This window comes from Prochlorococcus sp. G4PB16 (genome assembly GCF_059772465.1).
Genome location: NZ_CM186289.1, coordinates 1518229 through 1534239 on the forward strand (window position 1 = coordinate 1518229; position 16011 = coordinate 1534239).

16 protein-coding genes are annotated in these 16011 nt (G+C 34.4%); 7 read left to right on the forward strand and 9 right to left on the reverse strand.

Features of this window, described 5'->3' with window-relative positions:
• The first annotated feature begins 38 nt into the window (after positions 1–38).
• Both psbX and AC6EIZ_RS08605 read left to right on the forward strand, forming a co-directional pair.
• Positions 39–209, forward strand: a complete 171-nt coding sequence (gene psbX / locus AC6EIZ_RS08600; RefSeq protein ID WP_498510473.1) for a photosystem II reaction center protein PsbX — start codon at positions 39–41, stop codon at positions 207–209.
• Positions 210–291: 82 nt separating this feature from the next.
• On the forward strand, positions 292–1260 hold the full coding sequence (locus tag AC6EIZ_RS08605) for a Ycf66 family protein (protein ID WP_498510474.1): 969 nt from the start codon (positions 292–294) through the stop codon (positions 1258–1260).
• 11 nt (positions 1261–1271) lie between these two features.
• Here AC6EIZ_RS08605 and AC6EIZ_RS08610 read toward each other — a convergent pair whose 3' ends face one another.
• The 5 genes from AC6EIZ_RS08610 to def form a co-directional block, all read right to left on the reverse strand.
• Positions 1272–1511: a CAB/ELIP/HLIP family chlorophyll-binding protein gene (locus AC6EIZ_RS08610; protein ID WP_498510476.1), complete on the reverse strand. Its 240-nt coding sequence runs from the start codon at positions 1509–1511 to the stop codon at positions 1272–1274.
• A gap of 9 nt (positions 1512–1520) precedes the next feature.
• A complete protein-coding gene (locus tag AC6EIZ_RS08615) occupies positions 1521–3509 on the reverse strand; it encodes an ABC transporter ATP-binding protein/permease (protein WP_498510478.1) in 1989 nt (662 codons plus the stop codon).
• A gap of 122 nt (positions 3510–3631) precedes the next feature.
• Positions 3632–3913: a hypothetical protein gene (locus tag AC6EIZ_RS08620; protein ID WP_498510480.1), complete on the reverse strand. Its 282-nt coding sequence runs from the start codon at positions 3911–3913 to the stop codon at positions 3632–3634.
• Between the two features lie 113 nt (positions 3914–4026).
• Positions 4027–4362, reverse strand: a complete 336-nt coding sequence (locus AC6EIZ_RS08625; protein ID WP_498510481.1) for a histidine triad nucleotide-binding protein — start codon at positions 4360–4362, stop codon at positions 4027–4029.
• Between the two features lie 70 nt (positions 4363–4432).
• Positions 4433–5041, reverse strand: coding sequence for a peptide deformylase (gene def / locus AC6EIZ_RS08630; RefSeq protein ID WP_498510483.1), 609 nt, complete (start codon positions 5039–5041; stop codon positions 4433–4435).
• A gap of 95 nt (positions 5042–5136) precedes the next feature.
• Between def and AC6EIZ_RS08635 the strand changes: the two genes are divergently transcribed.
• The gene (locus AC6EIZ_RS08635) at positions 5137–7056 is read left to right on the forward strand and encodes an alpha/beta hydrolase family protein (RefSeq protein WP_498510485.1); all 1920 of its coding nucleotides are present in this window, start codon (positions 5137–5139) and stop codon (positions 7054–7056) included.
• Here AC6EIZ_RS08635 and AC6EIZ_RS08640 read toward each other — a convergent pair.
• The 4 genes from AC6EIZ_RS08640 to sufB are packed head-to-tail and all read right to left on the reverse strand — an operon-like array spanning position 7053 to position 11825.
• Positions 7053–8300 carry an aminotransferase class V-fold PLP-dependent enzyme gene (locus AC6EIZ_RS08640; protein ID WP_498510487.1) on the reverse strand — a complete coding sequence of 416 codons (1248 nt, stop codon included), beginning with the start codon at positions 8298–8300 and terminating at the stop codon, positions 7053–7055. The genes AC6EIZ_RS08635 and AC6EIZ_RS08640 overlap by 4 nt on opposite strands.
• Positions 8297–9547 carry a Fe-S cluster assembly protein SufD gene (sufD, locus tag AC6EIZ_RS08645; RefSeq protein ID WP_498510489.1) on the reverse strand — a complete coding sequence of 417 codons (1251 nt, stop codon included), beginning with the start codon at positions 9545–9547 and terminating at the stop codon, positions 8297–8299. Before sufD ends, AC6EIZ_RS08640 begins: the two co-directional genes overlap by 4 nt.
• On the reverse strand, positions 9544–10335 hold the full coding sequence (gene sufC, locus AC6EIZ_RS08650) for a Fe-S cluster assembly ATPase SufC (protein ID WP_498510491.1): 792 nt from the start codon (positions 10333–10335) through the stop codon (positions 9544–9546). The genes sufD and sufC overlap by 4 nt, the downstream gene beginning before the upstream one ends.
• Positions 10336–10382: 47 nt before the next feature.
• Positions 10383–11825 carry a Fe-S cluster assembly protein SufB gene (gene sufB / locus AC6EIZ_RS08655; RefSeq protein ID WP_498510493.1) on the reverse strand — a complete coding sequence of 481 codons (1443 nt, stop codon included), beginning with the start codon at positions 11823–11825 and terminating at the stop codon, positions 10383–10385.
• Positions 11826–12304: 479 nt separating this feature from the next.
• Here sufB and AC6EIZ_RS08660 point away from each other — a divergent pair, with 479 nt between their 5' ends.
• The 4 genes from AC6EIZ_RS08660 to AC6EIZ_RS08675 all read left to right on the forward strand — a co-directional run bounded on the left by AC6EIZ_RS08660 (position 12305) and on the right by AC6EIZ_RS08675 (position 15959).
• Positions 12305–12667 carry an NDH complex assembly factor CRR9 gene (locus AC6EIZ_RS08660; RefSeq protein ID WP_498510495.1) on the forward strand — a complete coding sequence of 121 codons (363 nt, stop codon included), beginning with the start codon at positions 12305–12307 and terminating at the stop codon, positions 12665–12667.
• A 306-nt stretch (positions 12668–12973) separates the two neighbouring features.
• Positions 12974–14056: a DUF4912 domain-containing protein gene (locus AC6EIZ_RS08665; protein ID WP_498513243.1), complete on the forward strand. Its 1083-nt coding sequence runs from the start codon at positions 12974–12976 to the stop codon at positions 14054–14056.
• Between the two features lie 19 nt (positions 14057–14075).
• Positions 14076–14246, forward strand: coding sequence for a DUF8677 family protein (locus tag AC6EIZ_RS08670; RefSeq protein ID WP_498510497.1), 171 nt, complete (start codon positions 14076–14078; stop codon positions 14244–14246).
• 63 nt (positions 14247–14309) lie between these two features.
• Positions 14310–15959, forward strand: coding sequence for an alpha-D-glucose phosphate-specific phosphoglucomutase (locus tag AC6EIZ_RS08675; protein ID WP_498510499.1), 1650 nt, complete (start codon positions 14310–14312; stop codon positions 15957–15959).
• Positions 15960–16011: the final 52 nt, after the last annotated feature.

Below are 16011 nucleotides of genomic sequence, written 5' to 3' on the forward strand. Positions count from 1 at the left end.
GCTTAAGATTACTCGGTCTTGCATAAGAATTAGCTGAAATGGCTTTTCAATTTTTAAATTTGTTCCTTAGTGCTGGTGCTTCGAGTGAAGCTGCTACAAGTTCTGCTGTTGGAATGATAGGGAGTTTTCTTGCAGCTGGAGCTCTGGTAGTTGCACCTGCTGCTGCTGCATTGATTTGGGTTAGTCAAAAAGATGCATTGAGTAGATAGCCCTAGCAATCACCTATTTATGCCATAGACTGATAAAAATAAGGTTGTTTCAACCTGAAAATGTTTATTTAAGAGGGCAAACTTGGTCAATGCCAGTCTAAATTGGGCCAGCATTGTTGGCATAGTTCTTGCTGTATGCGGAGCTGGCTTATATTTTCTTAGATCTTTTAAGCCAGCATTGGCAAGAGATTACGATGTATTCTTTGCCGCTATAGGTTTGCTTTGTGGCGGAATACTTTTTTTTCAAGGATGGCGTTTAGATCCCATACTTCAATTTGGACAGTTTTTACTTGCTGGGACCACTGTTTTCTTTGCTTACGAAAGTGTTCGACTTAGAGGAATTGCAACCGATCAAGCACGAAGATCTTCGTATTTTGATGATGAACCTGAATTGCCAAGATCTTCTAGGGGAGGTTTGTATGATGCAAGCTCTGATAGGGATTTTGATAGATTTGAGGAATCTCAACCTATTAATAGAAGATTTTCGGGCAGGGAGGATTATCAAGAAGAGTATTCTGATGATGAAAATTATGGAAGACGTCCATCTAGGGCCGCAATCCCTGAGCAGGCTATAAGTAGAAGTCCAAGAAATATTAGTTCTTCAAAAATTAATTCTCGTGGAGAAGAGAGAGTTAGGAGAATGGAAAGATTTAATAATGCAGAATTGTCTTCAGATAGAGCTTCAAGTTTTGGAGATAGGCGAACTAGCCGTCAAGAAAGTAGGAGAGGCACTCGTCCCTCAGCAAATAGTCAAACATCAAGTCGAAGAAGAAATGCTGACAATAATCCTTCTCAAAAGCAATCCTCAAGGTTGAAATCTGATAATTCAGCTAGGCCCTCTATGAGATCTAATAGATCTTATAAAAATAACAATAGTGTTGAAGATGCAGCTTTTTCTAGTGTTGAAAAAAAGGTAAGAAGAGCTAGTAGAAGACCTGAAAAAAATTCTGGTGCAAACTCTTCTAATGAAAGATCATCCTCTAAAAGCTCGTATTCATCATCTACAAGAAATTCGAAACCAAGAGATAACAGTTCAAGATTTGATGATTAATCCAGCAATTATTATTTACTAATTATTCCAGCCCATTCCAAAAAAGAGATTTTGCTAAGTGCTTCCACAAGCAGAACTGCCATTAGACCAATCATTGCAAATCTTCCATTTATTCTCTCTGCATAGCCACTCCATCCAAATTCAGGAACATCATTTGTAGTTGCACTAGGTGATTGATTTTTAATTTCTGAATCAGTTTTATCTGGTTCGGTTGAATGGTTATTGTGGTTTGTTTCGGTATTTGAGTTCATAGAAATACACTAGTTCTCAGTAAATTTGTAACTTCCAGCAGGCAATAATCGCCAACCTTTGTTCTCAGTGATTTCAAGCACAGTTTCATGATAGTTCTTCAAGCTTGGCCTATGGCCAACGCTAATGCATGCCATCTCGCGTTGCTTAATAAGTTCATAAAGATGTTTTTCAGTATTTACATCTAATGCGCTTGTTGCTTCATCTAAAACAACATATTTAGGTGAATTTAGCAAAAGTCTTGCGAAAGCTAGTCTTTGTTGCTCTCCCAAAGATAGTAGTCTTTGCCAATCTTGTTTAATATCTAGGGCAGGATACCTTTGGATAATTTGAGGTAACTTGACTTCCTCTAAAACGGCTTTTAGATGTTCATCACTGAATCTATTTTTGTCTAATGGGTAACAAAGCTGTTCTCTTAAAGAGCCAAGAGTCATGTATGGTTTTTGAGGAATAAAAAGTAAATCGCCATTTGAGGGTGTTTCTATCTCGCCTGATTGTATCGCCCATAGACCGCTAATAGCTCGAAGTAAAGACGTCTTGCCACAACCCGAAGGTCCTACAACTAGTAATCTTTGACCTGTCTCAAGACTAAGATTTAAATTATTAATTAGGTAATTATCTTTTCCAGGAGTTTTAATACTTACGTTTTTAAGAATAATAGAATCGTTGGTTTTAATTTCTACTTTAAAGTCATCAAATTGGTTATCTCTGATCTCATTCATATTTGATTGAAATCCTTCAAGTCTGCCTATGGAGGCTGAGAATCTAGCTAAAGCCTCTATTTTATAAATAATAAAAAATAATGATCCTTCTAGAAGGTTGTAGTTCAAATTGGCTTGTTGAAAACTTCCATAGTCCATTTGGCCGCTAAGAATTGGTCCTGCGAGGATAATAAAAGGAATAAAGACACTTCCATATATTCCAGACCGTTGGAGCACTCTTAAAAATGCTTCCCAGATTATTAAAAGATTAAAATTATCAACAACAGACTTTAATCTTCGGCTTACTTCTTTTTCTTCTTGATTTTCACCAGAATAAAAAGCAATTGATTCTGCGTTATTTCTTATATGGACCAGACCATAACGAAAATCAGCTTCAAATCTTAATTGATCATAATTTAATTTAAAAAGTTTTCTACTCGCAAAAAGGAGCAAAGATGAGACTAGTGTCGCATAAACTATAAGAGCAAGTGTTAGCTCTTTGCTAATACTTAGTAAAATAAAAATGTTTAATGAAAAAACTAATAAAGAATCAAAAATATTTAACGATAAATCAATTGTTTGCGCAGTAAAGTCTCTGGCATCTTCTGTAATTCTTTGATCAGGATTATCGACATTAGTTTCAGATTCATCGTTTGGATTTAATATATAATATGTTCTATCATCTAAATAGTCAGTTATAAGGCTTTTGGATAACCACTCCCTCCATAAAAGTTGAAGCTTTGCTGAAAAATAAAATTGGAAGCTTCTTATTGGAAGCGCTGCAATAAAACATATTCCAAGAATCCATAAATTTTTATAACTTTCATTTTCATCTTTTTGTATTAAGGCATTAGTGATATCTCTAACGAGAAAAGTAATTCCTGCGTTAATTCCGTTGACAGACAATAACATCAATATAATTACTCCTAACAAAAGCCAAGGAAGCCATCTTCTTTGCCTTAATTGCCCGCGAACAGTGATAAATGAAAAAATTCCTAATGCAAATAGACTTGAAATGATTATTCCTGAAGGACCATCCCAGATGACTTTTAAGGAATTTTGAACCCCTCCTAAAAACTGGTTGGTTATTTCTGGAGCTAAATTGTTTAACAGGCTCATCAAACCTGTTAGTAAAAATAGAACTGTTCCGCCTACACAAAATAATAAAGCTATTAATAAGTAGAGAAATAGCCAGCCATTGTTTTTTGTATAAGGCAGAAAATATGGTTGAGTAAGCTTTCTTAATTTAATTAGTTGGCTTACTAATCCTTTTTGAGCTTTAGAAATTGATGAGGTCATATTAATTTTATTATTTCAAAGTCAATGAATACTTGATTAGCAATAAGGCTGGCTTATTTTTTAAAGTTAAATTGGACACTTTTGCAAGAGAAAAAAACTTATCAAAGTAATTTCTTTATATATTAGCTAAAACCAAAATATGTTTTTATTATCGTTGGAATTGGTAGCCAAGAAATTAGCTTCATGTCAAAAGAATGAACTGCAGGAATAGTTTGATCTAATAGCCAAATCACTAAAAAAGGGGCATTTAGAATTAGCTGCCATTGCCATTTGTAAGTTAAAACCGACCATATTTTTTTTAAAATAGATTGCTGGTTTTCACTAAGATTTGACCAAAAATCTTGTAAGTTTGTATTTAATTTATTTATGATGACACTTTTATTTGCAGCAGTTTGGGAGTCCATTAACCATAATTAGTTAAGTATCTTATAGCGCATAAATGGGTGAAGATGAGTCAGCAACTAAGACAGTAAGGCAAGCGTTCCCGTTGATTAGAGAAAATCATGAACACCAAAAGTTACCCTGGTGGCCAACTTAATTTCCTTCCGCCTATGATATGAACATGCAGATGGAAAACTGTTTGACCGGCTTCTTCTCCTGTATTGATAACCGTTCTCCAACTTTTTAAACCGGCAGCATTAGCAATTTCAGTCCCTTTGAGAAGTATGTGACCAAGTAGTTCTTGATCTTCTTTTGTTATTTGTTGCAGACTTGGAATAGGTTTTTTAGGAATAATTAAAATGTGAGTAGGAGCTTGGGGAGTTATATCTTTGAAGGCTAGGCATTTTTCATCACTAAACACCTCGTCACAAGGTATTTCACCACTAAGAATTTTATCAAAAATTGTTGTCATTTAATTTGAAGTTGGATCAATGATTACGAATCTAATTAGATTCTTTAAAGTTTCAATTCAATTTAATCCTTCAATTATAAGCTTTGATTACATCACTTTGATTGAAATTATTCTCATTTAATTGTTTTCTCAGTTCATCTTCATCAGTTACTTTATCAACAAAACAAATGCCATTTAGGTGGTCTATTTCGTGTTGAATACATCTTGCCATAAGACCATCTGCGTTCATTTTTTTTGGTCTACCCATTTCATCTCGATAGCTTAATTTAATGGAAGCGGGCCTTAAAACATTAAGGTAAACACCAGGAATACTTAGACAGCCTTCTTCGTATGTATCTAAGCTTGCACTAGATGAAATTATTTCAGGATTTATAAATACATTCGGGGCTATATTTGGATCTTCAAAATTCAAATCAATAACTATAAGCCTTTTTCCTATTCCTACTTGAGGTGCTGCCAAACCAATTCCTTTTGCAGAATACATAGTGATGAGCATATCTTTAGCCAACTTTCTAATTGAATCATCAACTTTGACGATACGATTAGCTGGTCTTCGTAAAGCCTCGTGCCCCAGTTGATATACCTTCAGAGGGGGATTCTTGACAGGTTCTTTCGAAACTGAAATTGAAGGCTTCTTTTTTTCTGCATTTTTTGCAAGTTGAGCAAAACTGCCAGCCAAAGGAGTCTTAAAACAACAACTTGTTCATTTTACTTTGTTTTAAGTTCCATGAGTGAATTAATCATTGAGTCTCAACATCAAAGGAAAATTAAACAATGACAGTAATTGATGCTGAAAAAGTTTATGGAGAAGCTCCTATATTTAAAGAGCCACGGATAGTAGGAGATTGGGTTGTTTGGTTAGAACAAAGACCAAACGAAAAGGGAAGGACTACAGCCTTAATTAGACCTTGGGGAGGGGGGAACTTATTAGCTCAGGAGTTAACCCCTTATCCTAGTGATTTGAGGACAAAAATTCATGGTTACGGTGGTTCTCCTCTTACGGTTGTTCTTAATGGATCAGAACTGTTATTAACTTGGGTCGATAGTTACGATAATTGCTTATGGATGAGATCTTGGTCATGTGAGAAAGAAAATGAAAAATTTTCTTCTTTTAAATTAATACCCAAAATAGAACCAGTTTGTCTTTCAAAAAAACATAATTATTTTCTCGCAGATGGTGTAATTGATCTAGAAAAAAATGTTTGGATTGGATTGATGGAAGATAAAGTAGGAGATCATATAGTTTCTTATTCTTTAGATAAAATTGAACAAGATCCTAAATTTATTTATTCATCTCAGGGCTTTTTAGGTTATCTTGCACTGAATTCTAAAGATAGAAAGTTGGCATGGATTGAGTGGTGTAAAAAATCAATGCCGTGGGATTTGAATGAATTAAAATTAGCTAAATTGAATGAAAACGGAAATTTCATAAAAATACTAACTTTTAATAGTGAAAATTTAAAATCTATCGGAAATATATCATTTTTTAACCCTACTTGGTCCGATCAAGGAGATCTTTTTGTCGCTGAAGATAGTAGTGGTTGGTGGAATCTTACACAGATTAAAACTGATACTAATAATCAATTAATAACTATTATTCAGAATAAATGGCCTATTCAAGCTGAAATTGCTTTTCCTCAATGGGTTCTTGGTATGTCGAGCTTTTCATGCGTAGGTGATGATGTGATTGGGGCTTTTGCTAAAGACGGGTATTGGACCTTAGCTTTATTTTTAAAAAATGGATCAATCCAAGTTATTGATCAACCTTTTATAGATTTCTCATGTCTTCATTCGGATCAAAATCGACTTGTTGCTATTGCTAGTAGTTCAGTAATTAGTGAAGGAATTTTTGAAATAGACTTATTGAATCAAAGTTGGGACCATACTCCCTCTTCTGCGTTTAGCCTGGATTCTACAAAAATTAGTATTGGTGAATCTTTTTGGTTTATTGGATCAAGTGACAACAATGTTCATGCTTGGTATTATCCACCTTTGAATAACCACAGAGGGTTACCTCCTTTGTTGGTTAAAAGTCATAGTGGACCTACAGGGATGGCAAGTTGTGGTTTGGATATGGAGGTGCAATTTTGGACATCAAGAGGTTGGGCGGTAGTCGACGTGAATTACGGTGGTTCCACTGGTTTCGGAAAGGAATATAGAGATCGTTTAAAGGGAAATTGGGGAGTAGTTGATGTTCAAGATTGTATAAAAGCGGCTCAGTCATTAATACAATCAAAGAAGGCTAATAAGGATTACATAGCAATTATGGGCAGTAGTGCATCGGGTTTTACAGCTTTAGGTTGTTTAATAGCCACTGATTTTTTTCATATCGCAGCATGTAAATATGCAGTAACTGATCTTATTAATATGGCAAATTCAACTCATAGATTTGAAAAGTTTTATTTGGATTATTTAATAGGTAATATTGAATCTGATTATGAAAAGTTTATTAAAAGGTCACCATGCAAAAATGTAAATAAAATCAAAGTTCCTTTGATTTTATTTCACGGATTCAAAGATAAAGTTATTCCACCTCAACAATCTATTGCCATTAGAGACCAATTATTAAAACGTAAAATTCCTTCAGATATCACTTTATTTGAGAGCGAAGGTCATGGATTTAAGGACGGTAAAATAAAGGTAGATGTATTAAAAAAAACTGAGGCATTTTTTAGAAAATATCTAAATATTTAGGAATTTTTCTTTAAAAAAGAAATTATTGATTTTAATTCTTCGGTAAGAGAATCAATTTCTGTTGGAGTTGATGTAAAGCTTAAGCTTGCTCTGGCTGTGCTTTTTATTCCATAGAAACGATGGAGTGGTTGGCAGCAATGATGACCACTCCTAATGCAAATATTGCTGTTATCAAGTAATTCCGCAACATCATTGGAGTGAATTCCTTTTATGTAAAAAGTTGCTAGTGGTGCTCTATCAGGCTGAATTAATGGACTAGGACCCAGAATCTTTAAATCATCAATTTCCTCTAATTTTTCAAAAAGATATTTGGTTAATTCTTTCTCGTAATTATGGATTTCGTTTAATCCAATTGATTGTAAGTAGTTAAGAGCGGTTCCCATTCCTATCGCTTCTCCTATCGCTGGAGTACCTGCTTCAAATTTATGTGGTAAGTCTGCCCAAGTGCTTTCATCCTCAAAAACTTCATCAATCATTTCTCCTCCACCAAGGAAAGGAGGGATTTTTTCTAAAATTTCTTCTTTGCCCCACAAAAAACCTATTCCAGTAGGACCACAAAGTTTATGAGAGGACCCTGCCAGAAAGTCAATACCTAGCTTTTTAATATCTACAGGCTTATGAGCAAGACTTTGGCAAGCATCTAAAAGAACTAAGCTACCTTTTTGATGGGCAAGATCAGAAATTTCCTCAATAGGATTGCAGCAACCTAGTGTATTACTTACATGAACAAGACTTACTAGTTTAGTTTTATTACTCAATTTTTTTCTAAAATCATCAAGATCTAATTCTCCATTCTTATCAATATTGATATAAATTAGTTTGCATTTTTTTGATTTGGCTATTAATTGCCAAGGAACTATATTGCTATGATGTTCCATTAAACTTATTAATATTTCATCGTCTTCCTTAAGTGCATAATTACCCCATGTATAAGCTACAAGGTTGATAGATTCTGTAGCATTTCTCGTGAAAATAATTTCTCTTTCATTCTTACTATTTATAAAATTTGCTGTTAACTTTCTTGAGCTTTCAAATTTTTCTGTTGCGATTGCACTGAGTTGATGAGCACCTCTGTGAACATTAGCATTTTGAAAGCTATAATATTTTTTTAAAGAATCAATAACTTCTTGTGGCTTTTGACTTGTGGCTGCATGATCAAAATATATTATATCATTATGACTTCCATTGAATAGTGGGAAATCATTTCTACTTTTTTCAGCAATACTTTTTCCTAAATGTTTCACTTTTTTTTAGTTAGTATTAACTTTTTAATCAAATTCCATTTTTCAGCGTTTTTATGAAATCTTGAAATAACCTCATCATAATATCCTTTTAATAATAAAGAGTTAGCATGTTCATTATCAATACCTCTGCTAAGTAAATAAAATAACTCTTCGTCTTGAAGTTGGCTTACAGTTGCTCCATGAGTACACCTCACATCATCGGCAACTATCTCAAGCTCTGGTTTGGTATCTATTTTTGCGCGTTTAGAAAGTAATAAATTTCTACTTAGTTGAGCAGCTTCTGTTTTTTGAGCGTTTTGAGGAACTTGAATTGAACCATTAAAGATGCAATGGGAATATTCAGAAGCTACGGCTTTTTGCAATTGATCAAGCTTTCCATTTGGGCCTTCAAATCTAATTAGAGAGTGCGTCTCTATTTGCTCTTTTGATTTGGTGACTTGGAGCCCTTTGATAATTGTCGAAGCTTCTCCTTCACTTTGAATTATTCTTGGTTCGAAGCGGGCATAATCCCAACCATGATGTATTGAATGAAGAGAATATTTACTCTGTTCTGACTGATTTACAGCTAAGGTACAAATTGAAGCGGATTCTTTCTCTTGACCTAAAGAAATTAACCCATGAGTTAACTCTGCTTTGGGTTCTAGTTTTATCTCGATTAAATGATTTTGTGCTGAATTTTTATCACCTAAAAAAACTTGTAAAAGATCTAATTTAGCCCCCTCCTCAATAAGTAAAAAGACTCTCGTTGCAATTGACTTTTCCTCTATTGATGGAACCACTATTTCTAAAAATTGAGTAAAATTTTCTTTGACTTTTAAGGCTAAAAGCTTAGAGTTTGATGCTTGATTAAGACATACAGATATATCATTTTTTATGTTGGTTGACTTAACCATTTTACCAAGATTATCTTCGATTTCTTTATCATCTAGCTTTTCAATACCATTAGGTAGATTAATATTTAAAATTGGATTTCCATGAGGATTTATTATTATTCTTTCTCTATTCTCATCCTTTTTAGGAAAAATCGATTTAGATTTGTATTTAATATCTTCGCTATTAATAATTATTGGTAAAGATAAAAAGCTATTAAATCTATTGAAGTTACATAATCGCCAAGCTTCATCTTTATTAGAGGGCATACCATGCTCTAAGAGTAATTCGCGCCCTATTGATTGTTCTTTTTTTAAATAACCTTGAGTTGGCGGAAGAGAGTTAAGCCATTCTCGGCAAATAGCCGATGATTTCATTTTGCCATCTCCTTGTCTTTGATATTTTTGTCTATGAATTCATATCCTGATTTTTCAAGGTCAATTGCCAATTCTTTGTTTCCAGTTTTTATTATTTTCCCATTAGCCATGACATGTACAAAGTCTGGAGTAATTTCATTGAGCAGTCTTTGATAGTGCGTTATTAAAATTGTTGCAGAATTTGGTTTTGAAAGTCTATTGATTCCAGATGCAACAATTCTTAGTGCGTCAATATCCAGACCTGAGTCAGTTTCATCTAGTATTGATATGACTGGTTCTAGAAGAGCCATTTGAAGAATTTCGTTGCGTTTTTTTTCACCACCAGAAAAACCTTCATTTACACTTCTTGCTAGAAAGGCTGGATCCATTTCTACGATTTTCAATTTTTCTTTTACTAAATCCTCGAATTCAAAAGTGTCTAATTCATTTTTAAGTAATTCTTTTCTTCTTGAATTGGCAGCAACTCTAAGGAACTCTAGATTACTTACACCAGGGATTTCGACTGGGTATTGGAAACCAAGGAAAATACCAATTCTAGCTCTTTCCTCAGGGGCTAATTCAAGAATATTATTGCCTTTAAATTGGATAGAACCTGATAAAACTTTGTAAGATGGATGCCCAGCAATAACTTTTGAAAGTGTACTTTTACCGCTTCCATTGCGACCCATAATTGCGTGTATTTCCCCTTCTTTTACTAACAGATTTACTCCATTAAGTATCTCTTGATCTTCAACACTGGCATGAAGATCTTGAATAGATAATATTGTTTCTGAAGTTGATAGAATCACTAAATTAGAGGGAAAGTTTTAGAGAGAAAAGTACGTTTATAATTTGTTTATCCAACCGAACCCTCCAATTTTAATGCAAGAAGTTTATCTGCTTCAGATGCAAACTCCATAGGTAATTCATTGAAAACATCACTACAAAACCCACTAATTAGCATGGAAACAGATTCTTCAAAATCTATTCCTCTACTTTGTAAGTAAAAAAGTTGATCTTCTGAAATCCTACAAGTACTAGCTTCATGTTCAATATTTGATTGAGGTTGCTTGGATTGAATATATGGATATGTATTTGCGCTGGCTTTGTCACCGATCAACATGGAGTCACATTGACTATAGTTCCTCGATCCCTCAGCATTGGGGCTTATTGAGACAAGACCTCTATAACTGTTCTTAGATTTTCCAGCACTAATTCCTTTGCTTACAATTTTTGATTTTGTATTTTTTCCTATGTGAATCATTTTTGTCCCAGTATCAGCTTCCTGAAAATTATTAGTAAGCGCAATTGAATAAAACTCACCTATTGAATTGTCTCCTTGAAGTACGCAACTTGGGTATTTCCAAGTCACAGCCGACCCTGTCTCGACTTGGGACCAGCTTATTTTGCTTCTTTTCCCTCTGCATTCACCTCTTTTAGTGACGAAGTTAAATATTCCTCCAACACCCTTTTCATTTCCTGCGTACCAATTTTGTACTGTTGAATATTTAATGGAAGCATCATCGAGCGCAACAAGCTCAACGACAGCAGCATGTAGGGTATTTGTATCAAACATGGGCGCTGTACAGCCTTCTAAGTAACTAACGGAGGAGGATTCTTCTGCGATGATTAAAGTTCGTTCAAATTGCCCAGTGTCTCCAGAATTTATTCGAAAATAAGATGATAATTCCATTGGACATTCGACACCTTTAGGTATATATACAAAAGAACCATCACTGAAAACTGCAGAATTTAAGGCTGCAAAAAAATTATCATTTATAGGAACAACTGTTCCCATATATTTTTCAATTAAATCTGGATATTCACTAATTGCTTCACTTATAGAGCAGAAAATTACTCCATGCTCAGCGAGCTTTTCTTTATATGTGGTTGCTATAGAAACACTGTCAAAAACAGCATCTACGGCAACATTAGATAATCTTTTTTGTTCACTTAGTGGTATTCCAAGCTTTTCAAAAGTTTCAAGTAACTTCGGGTCAACTTCATCTAAACTTTTTTTCTTAATATCTTTTTTGGGAGCTGCATAATAAACTAGATCTTGATAATTTACTTTAGAATAAGTTAAACCAGACCAAGCAGGCTCTTTCATCTTCAACCATTGTTCATAAGCTCTTAGACGAAATTTCAATAAAAAATCTGGCTCATTCTTTTTTTCAGAGATTAACCTAATAACATCTGGATTCAATCCTTTTGGGATCTTTTCAGTTTCTATTTCAGTTATGAAACCATATTTGTAAGGTTGGGAAACAATTTCTTCGACGGTATTAGTTTGGGGCATTTTATTTTGATTGGATCAAGTAGTAGTAGTAAGAGTAGTAGTTTTATTTATGAAAAGTTTGGCTTTGTAAATCCACAATAGTATTCAATTATGACATTTGCAGCTCATCATAGGATCAGAGTGTTTTGATTGTTAGATCTCAAATCTCATTCTAAGTCAAATCAAGGGGGAAAACTCAGTGTTACGAAAGAAGTTTTAATCTCATATGATTTTAAACCAAAATGTTTGCAATCGTTTCAAGTTCTAATTGAGCTAGGAAAAAATTTTATTCTTTTTTAAATCATTTAGGTTTTTTGATGTATTCAAATAGCTATATAAATCCTGTTAAATACATATGTTCTGATATAAAAATAATTTTCTTATTTCAATATTGAATGAATATCTTTATTCTTTTTATAATTGAAAGAAACTCAGATGAAATCTATTAAAAGATAAATATTCTTTTAAACTTTACCGGTAAGAGATACTCCCACTAACAGATGAAGGACTCTACTTTTGCAGATGATTCTAAAAATAGTCCCTTAAGTAAAGAAGACATAAATTTGATTGAATTGACAAATCTTTCAGTCAGAGAAAAGCATCATCTCAGGATGCTTGCACATTGCTTGCAGTGCTTTAAATCAATGAGTAAGAAAAATCAAGGAGGCCTGATCCCGGCGAAGGAGGAGTGGCTGGATTGGTGTTTGAAGAATCCCTTAATGCTCCAAGATGACGAGTTTGTGCAAGTAATGTTTGAGCAATTTTCTGGAGCAGCAATCCAATTGGAAAGATTGTCAAATGATTTAAAAGTTGCTCCATTAGATTTGACCTTGAGCAATTTAATTGAAGCTTATCAGGCTTGAAATTTTTCTGGTTCATGCATGGAAAAATATTTGAATGACGATGATGATCCCAAAGAAAAACAGTCGAAGAAATTTTGAAAATATGGATTGATATTTTTTATTGAGGTTGAATTAATTTTGTTTATTGGAAAAATTTTAGGCGGACATGAACTACCGGTTTCTAGCTATTGCAAAGGTTTTTATCTGTACATACCACTTTTTGACTTCTTCTTGGAGTCAGTAGATGCTGACCACTTCAACGAGAAGAGCACATTTCATCACATACTTATCCCACTGATCCCAAACAAAAAATGGAGGTTTATGGGCGTGACTATTGATCAAGAATCCCTGTCACGTTTAACACTTCGTCAGCTTCGTCTTAAAGCGAGTGAATTAGGTATTCCTCTTTACAGTAGAAAATCAAAGGCTGATTTGGTTAAAGGTGTTCTCATGTATGAAGAACAGAAGGAAGCAGAAAAACAGTTAATGAATAATAAAAATGAATCATATAAAGAAGCAGGATATTCAAGTTCTTCAGAGACTAAAGTAGTTTTTCTACCTCGTGATCCCGAGTGGGCATATGTATTTTGGGAAATATCAGATTCGGATCGATCTAATGCGCAAAATGAAGGCGCAAATAGACTTTGTCTGCGTCTAGCTGATGTTACTCATAAAAGTGATGGAGAAGCTAACCTTGGAACTCTTCAAGAAGTTGTTGTTGATAGTCACAGTACTGAGTGGTACCTACCCATTCCCTTAGGTGGTAGAGACTACAAGGTTGAACTGGGTTATCGAATTGGTCATAAATGGATGTCACTTGCTTTTTCATCTTCAGCCAAAGTACCTTCACTACACCCAAGCGATCAAATTCTTGATCAATTTGTTCCTTTTAGCTTGGATGCTCCAGTCACTTCATCTTCTGAGTCTATGAAGGATACTGTTTATACCGAGCAACCAGATAGTGGTCTTCATGAGCGTTTATATCAATCTGCTACAACAAAATTCAGAACTAGGAGAGTTGGTTCAGAAGAATTTCAAGAGGGCATACCAATTAATCAAAATTTGAATAATGAATCAGGCAGTGGACTTTGGGCAAGTGGCTTGAATGAATCTGGTATTGGAGGTGTTCCTCAAGCACGATCTTTTTGGCTAGTTGCTGATGCTGAATTAATTGTGTATGGAGCTACTGACCCCTCAGCTCAATTATTTATTGAGGATCAAGAGGTCCCTTTAGCCAATGATGGAACCTTTAGATTGCAAGTTCCATTTAGAGATGGTGTTCAAAACTATTCAATTAAAGCGGTCGATAAAGATGGTGTAGATTCAAGGAACATAACAATGAAATTTGAAAGAGTTACTCCAGTAGATAATACTAATCCAAATTCAAAAGCTGAATCAGAATGGTTTTAAATCTACTCTCAATTAATAGATGCTTCGCTTAATTGTCGCGTTTACTCCTTTAGTAGGTGCTATAGCTTTTCCTTTATTAATTCCTACTACTATTGAACATCTTGGATTAGCTACTGGTGTCTTAAGTGCTTTGATTTTAAGTACACTTTGGTTTGTCGCTATGCTTCGTACTTCAGAAATGCCTCACTGAATTAAACTGTTGTCTTTTGATTCTCCATTATTTTTTAAGATCTTTCACTAATCTTTTACCAAAGTGTTTTCTTCAGAATTTAGCCAACTCACAGTTAAGTTAAACGAACCTTTTACTGATCAGAAACCTGGTACTTCTGGACTAAGAAAAAGCTCTAGAAAGTTTGAAGAGCCTCATTATCTTGAGAGTTTTATTGAATCAATTTTTAGATCCCTTCCTGGGGTGCAAGGAGGTGTTTTGGTTTTGGGAGGTGATGGTAGATATGGCAACAAAAGAGCGATTGATATCATTATTCGGATGGCAGCTGCACATGGAATACAAAAAGTCATAACAACTGTAGATGGAATTTTGTCGACCCCTGCGGCTTCAAATTTGATTCGAATTAATAAAGCAATAGGTGGAATTATTTTATCTGCCAGTCATAATCCAGGTGGACTTAAAGGTGATTTTGGGGTCAAGCTAAATGGCTCAAATGGGGGACCTGCCTCCGAATCTTTAACTAATGAGATTTATAATTACTCTAGGAATCTTAAAGAATATAAGATTATAAAATGTCAATCAAATAATTCTTATTCTCTTGGCCAATATAAATTGGCCTCAATGATTGTTGAGGTCGTTGATGGCATAGAAGATTACCTAAATTTAATGAAAAAAATATTTGATTTTGATTTAATTAGTGACTATATCAACAAAGATTTTCCAATTGTTTTTGATGCATTAAATGCTGTTACAGGACCATACGCAAAGCGTCTTTTTGTTGATTATTTGGGAGCTAAATTTGAAACAGTAAGGAATGGAATCCCTTTGGAAGATTTTGGAGGTCTTCATCCTGATCCAAATTTGACTTATGCCAAAGATCTTGCTGACTTGCTTTTAAAAGGGAATTTATTTTCTTTTGGAGCAGCATGCGATGGCGATGGAGATAGAAATATGATTTTAGGACGTGGTTGCTTTGTAAACCCTAGTGATAGCCTTGCAATTTTAGCTGCGAATTACGATTGTGTACCAGGGTATGCCAAAGGTTTATCTGGTGTGGCTCGTTCCATGCCGACAAGTTCAGCGGTCGATGTTGTAGCAAAACATCTAGGGATCAATTGCTTTGAGACCCCTACTGGATGGAAATTCTTTGGGAATCTTTTGGACGCTCATCAAATTACGCTGTGTGGAGAGGAGAGCTTTGGGACTGGAAGTGATCACGTAAGAGAGAAAGATGGGTTGTGGGCTGTTCTATTTTGGTTGCAGATACTTGCATCTAAGAAAAAGTCTGTTTCTGAGATAATGAGAAATCATTGGCTATTTTTTGGTCGTCATTATTATTCTCGTCATGACTATGAATCCATTCCATCTGAAGTAGCAAATTCTCTTTATTCCAGATTGAGTAATATTCTTCCAACTTTGAAAGATCAAACTTTTGCTGGAATGAAAGTTAAAAGTGCCGATGATTTTAGCTATACAGACCCCGTTGATGGTTCAATTACGCTTAATCAGGGATTGAGAATTTTATTAGAAGATGGTAGTCGAGTTTTAGTTAGACTTTCGGGTACTGGCACTCAAGGAGCTACATTAAGAGTTTACTTTGAAAGTTTTGTTCCAAGTGATGGTGATATCAATCAAGATCCACAATTAGCCTTGGATCCTTTAATTAAAAGTATTGACTCTCTAGCTGAGATTTCAAAACGAACAGGCATGTCCACTCCAACAGTTATTACCTAGATAAAAATCTTTCCAATTGGAAATCATCAAAAGAACTGTATAAGTTTTTTTT